General features: G+C 72.2%; 5 protein-coding genes. 4 read left to right on the plus strand and 1 reads right to left on the minus strand.

Annotation, left to right across the window (positions count from 1 at the left end):
• Positions 1–287 precede the first annotated feature (287 nt).
• Entirely contained in the window at positions 288–1,355 is a 1,068-nt protein-coding gene (locus RIN80_RS19850) for an alpha/beta hydrolase (RefSeq protein WP_309096962.1), read from the minus strand.
• Positions 1,356–1,611: 256 nt separating this feature from the next.
• Here RIN80_RS19850 and RIN80_RS19855 point away from each other — a divergent pair, with 256 nt between their 5' ends.
• From RIN80_RS19855 to RIN80_RS19870, 4 genes are all read left to right on the plus strand, one after another.
• Positions 1,612–1,836 carry a hypothetical protein gene (locus RIN80_RS19855; RefSeq protein WP_309096963.1) on the plus strand — a complete coding sequence of 75 codons (225 nt, stop codon included), beginning with the start codon at positions 1,612–1,614 and terminating at the stop codon, positions 1,834–1,836.
• 207 nt (positions 1,837–2,043) lie between these two features.
• Positions 2,044–2,691, plus strand: coding sequence for a TetR/AcrR family transcriptional regulator (locus RIN80_RS19860; RefSeq protein ID WP_309096964.1), 648 nt, complete (start codon positions 2,044–2,046; stop codon positions 2,689–2,691).
• Between the two features lie 135 nt (positions 2,692–2,826).
• Positions 2,827–3,054: a DUF3107 domain-containing protein gene (locus tag RIN80_RS19865; protein WP_309096965.1), complete on the plus strand. Its 228-nt coding sequence runs from the start codon at positions 2,827–2,829 to the stop codon at positions 3,052–3,054.
• Between the two features lie 226 nt (positions 3,055–3,280).
• The gene (locus tag RIN80_RS19870) at positions 3,281–3,550 is read left to right on the plus strand and encodes a hypothetical protein (protein WP_309096966.1); all 270 of its coding nucleotides are present in this window, start codon (positions 3,281–3,283) and stop codon (positions 3,548–3,550) included.
• The last annotated feature ends 51 nt before the right edge of the window (positions 3,551–3,601 follow it).

Here is a 3,601-nt window from a genome sequence, read left to right on the forward strand (position 1 = left end):
GTTCTGGGACGTCACGTTCTGGGGCGTCACATACGGAGGCACCCCGCGTGGCGGTGCGGCCGGTGCGGGCCGTGGCCCCGGCACGCGGCGAGCGCCCGCGCCCGGCGGCGGCCAGCCGCCCTGCCCGGGCCCGGGCGGTGCCGGCCGGGCACCCCGACCCTCGTCCGGTGTCCGGCCCGGCCCGGTCCCCTGCGCCGGCCCGTCCCGGCCGTCCCGCACTGCGGTGGTGTCCGAGGTGTCGCCCTTGGCGACGGGCCCTCGGCGGCTGTGGCGTCCCACGTCGCGCCTCAGCCCCCCATGCTCTCGTCGGTGGTGTGCCGGTCGACGGCGTCGTCCGCGCGGGCACGCGAGTCACCACTGTCCGCCGCGCTCCGCGCCCGCCGCGCGCGCTGCGTACCCAACTCTCCGGAGTCCTCCAGCAGTTCACGGAACGCCATGGCGACCGTCTCCGGGTACTCCATCATGGCCACGTGCCCGGCGTCCGGCAACGTCACAAGCCGCGAGTCGCGAAAAGCCCGGGCCGCCTTCTGGGCCATGCGGAAGCCGACGAGCTGATCGCGGCCGCCGTAGACGAGCAGGGTCGGCGCGAGGACGCGCTCGGCCTGGCGCCACAGTCCGTGCTGGCCACCGAGGGTGTACGCGTTGACGATCCCGCGCGCGGAGCGCGCCGTCGCGTCCCAGAAGTACGGCAGCCGCAGCCGCCGCTCCATCTCCTCGACCGCGTTGCGGAATCCTTCCGGCGTGACCCGCCCCGGGTCCCCGTAGCACAGCGCCATCACGCCACGGACGCGCTGTTCCGCGGTCCACTCGCGCGTGAGGCGCGTGAAGAGCGGGGCGATCCCGGGCACGGCGAGCAGCCCCGTCGGCACGGCGGAGCGCTGCACTCGGATTTCCGGCAGGGCGGGTGACACAAGCGTCAGCGTACGGACGAGATCGGGCCGGACCGCGGCGACACGGGTGGTGATGGCGCCACCGAGCGAGTTTCCGAACAGATGCACGGGCCCGCGACCGGAGGCGTCGAGGTAGCGGATGACCGCGCGCGCGTGGCCCGTGACGGAGTAGTCGCCGTCGTCCGGGGGCGGCGAGTCGCCGAAGCCCGGCAGGTCGAGGGCCTCGGGGTCGACGACGTCCTCCAGCAGCGGCATCAGCGCCGACCAGTTCTGCGAGGACCCCCCGAGCCCGTGCACGCACAGGGCGGGAGGCAGTTCCTCTCGCGCGGGCGGCCTCGACCGCACCGTCAGCGTGACCCCGGGCAGCTCGACCGACCTCAGCCGCTCCCCCTCCGCGACCCGGACGGTCCCCACCTTCGGCAGCACATTGGCGGGCGGCACGAACGGCAGCTCGGTCGAAGACATGCGGCAATGTTACGAGACGATCACGCAGTGACTCATGTGTTCGCCTGTGTTCGCCGTCACAGGATCAGGCCCGTTGGGAAGGGAACGGAGGAGGCACTCGGGAGCACCATGGATAGCAGTCGAAGGGATACGCATCGCGTCACGCCCCGGACGCGGATCGCATAGCGTCCGGATCGGGTGTCTCCTAGGCTCGGACAGAGGGCACCCGCGTGTGGCCCCTGCATTCCCAGGGACGTTCGTAGAAAGGGAGCCCAGCATGGCCGTAGACCCCACCGACCCGGAGACCTTCGAGGCCGAGGACGCGCCGGAGACGCCGGAGTTCGGTGTCGAGGCGCCCGAGGTCGACGCGGCCGAGCAGCGGGCGGACCTCGCGCCGGACCGCGACGACCCGCTGACCGCCGTCGACCCGGACCGCGCCAGCGAGGCCGACCTGATGGAACAGGCCCGGATCGTCTCGCTCGACGAGGACGACTACCGGTGACGCTCACCCCCGGCGGGCCACGGATCGCGCCACCGAGCAGGAAAGGAGCCGCATTTTGCCCGCTCTGACCCTGTTTGAAACCTACTCGACCGTTTTCGTAACCGTCCGGTCCGTGAAATTCTGCGCTCTCACCGCGCACACCACGGTTACCGAAAAGTACGATGGCGACGCGGCCAGATCCGCACGTGGACGACTATGGGAGGCGGCGTGACAGCCATCGAGCAGACAGAGGCGGTTCGCCCGCGGGGCACACGCCTGCCGCGCCGTGCCCGACGCAACCAGCTCCTGGGCGCCGCCCAGGAAGTCTTCGTGGCCCAGGGCTACCACGCGGCCGCGATGGACGACATCGCGGAGCGCGCCGGCGTCAGCAAGCCGGTGCTCTACCAGCACTTCCCGGGCAAGCTCGACCTCTACCTCGCCCTGCTGGACCAGCACTGCGAGTCGCTCATCCAGGCCGTACGGCACGCGCTCGCGTCGACGACCGACAACAAGCAGCGCGTCCGGGCGACGATGGACGCCTACTTCGCGTACGTCGAGGACGACGGCGGCGCCTTCCGGCTGGTCTTCGAGTCGGACCTGACCAACGAGCCGGCGGTGCGCGAGCGTGTCGACAAGGTCACCAACGAGTGCGCCGAGGCGATCTGCGACGTGATCGCGGAGGACACGGGCCTGTCGCGGGCGGAGTCGATGCTGCTCGCCTCGGGCCTGGGCGGGCTCGCCCAGGTGGTGGCGCGCTCCTGGCTGCACAGCGACCGCAGCGTGCCCCGCGACCAGGCGGTGCAGCTGCTGACCTCGCTGGCGTGGCGCGGCATCGCGGGCTTCCCGCTGCACGGGACGGACCAGCAGCACCACTGACGGGCGCGTTGTTCCCGTCCGGTGTTCGCTCGTGGCGTTCTCGGGCGGAGCGTGTACGTCCCCTCACCGGGCTAATGTGTGCTGCGTACGGCGCGGAAGTTCGCGCACCTCACTGACCGTCGGAGGGACATAGCCGTGGAGGTCAAGATCGGCGTGCAGCACGCGCCCCGCGAGATCGTTCTGGAGAGCGGTCAGAGTGCCGATGAGGTCGAGCGGGCGGTGTCCGAGGCGCTGGCCGGGAAGTCGCCGCTGCTGAGCCTCGTGGACGAGCACGGCCGCAAGGTCCTCGTCCCGGCCGACCGCCTCGCCTACGTCGAGATCGGCGAGCCGGCCCCGCGCAAGGTGGGCTTCGGCGCGCTGTAGGCGCTCGTGTGCGAGGGGGCGGGACGGCTGCGGCCGTCCCGCCCCCTCGGCGTTTCCCGGCGCTTGCCGCCCGCCCCCTCGGCGTCCGCACGCCCCTTGCGGCACCGGGGTTCCTCCACGGATGGAGCACAAGTCGCCCACAGGAGTGGATTGGATTCCGCAGGTCAGGGGTAGGACGGGCTACGACCGATTTGGGCAGGCCGGCCATGTGGGAGGGACCCCCGACATGCTCCTGGAAGCGCTGAGTTCCGCGATCCTCGGCCTGGCTCTGGCCTGGGCGGCCACGCACCGGCTGGCGCACCGCCTGCCGTCCCGCCACCTGGTCCTGTCGACCGGCGTGGCCGGCGCCCTGTTCGGGGCCTTCGTCATGCACAGCGCGCTGGACGCCGGGCACCTGCTGGTGGTGCTGCTCGGCGCGGTGATCGTCTCGGTGGCCTCGCTGTCGCTGCTGCTGCGCCCCGCGGGAAGACTGCGCCGCCGATCGGCGACCGCCTGACGGGTCGCCGGTGGTGGCGCTCACGACGACGGAGCCAGGGCCCCGGTCCGG

The organism is Streptomyces sp., assembly GCF_031181705.1.
GTDB lineage: Bacteria > Actinomycetota > Actinomycetes > Streptomycetales > Streptomycetaceae > Streptomyces.

Bases quoted from the DNA above. Each gene is read 5' to 3' on its own strand.
- RIN80_RS19850 (WP_309096962.1), bottom strand. From the start codon at position 1,355: ATGTCTTCGACCGAGCTGCCGTTCGTGCCGCCCGCCAATGTGCTGCCG.
- RIN80_RS19855 (WP_309096963.1), top strand. From the start codon at position 1,612: ATGGCCGTAGACCCCACCGACCCGGAGACCTTCGAGGCCGAGGACGCG.
- RIN80_RS19870 (WP_309096966.1), top strand. From the start codon at position 3,281: ATGCTCCTGGAAGCGCTGAGTTCCGCGATCCTCGGCCTGGCTCTGGCC.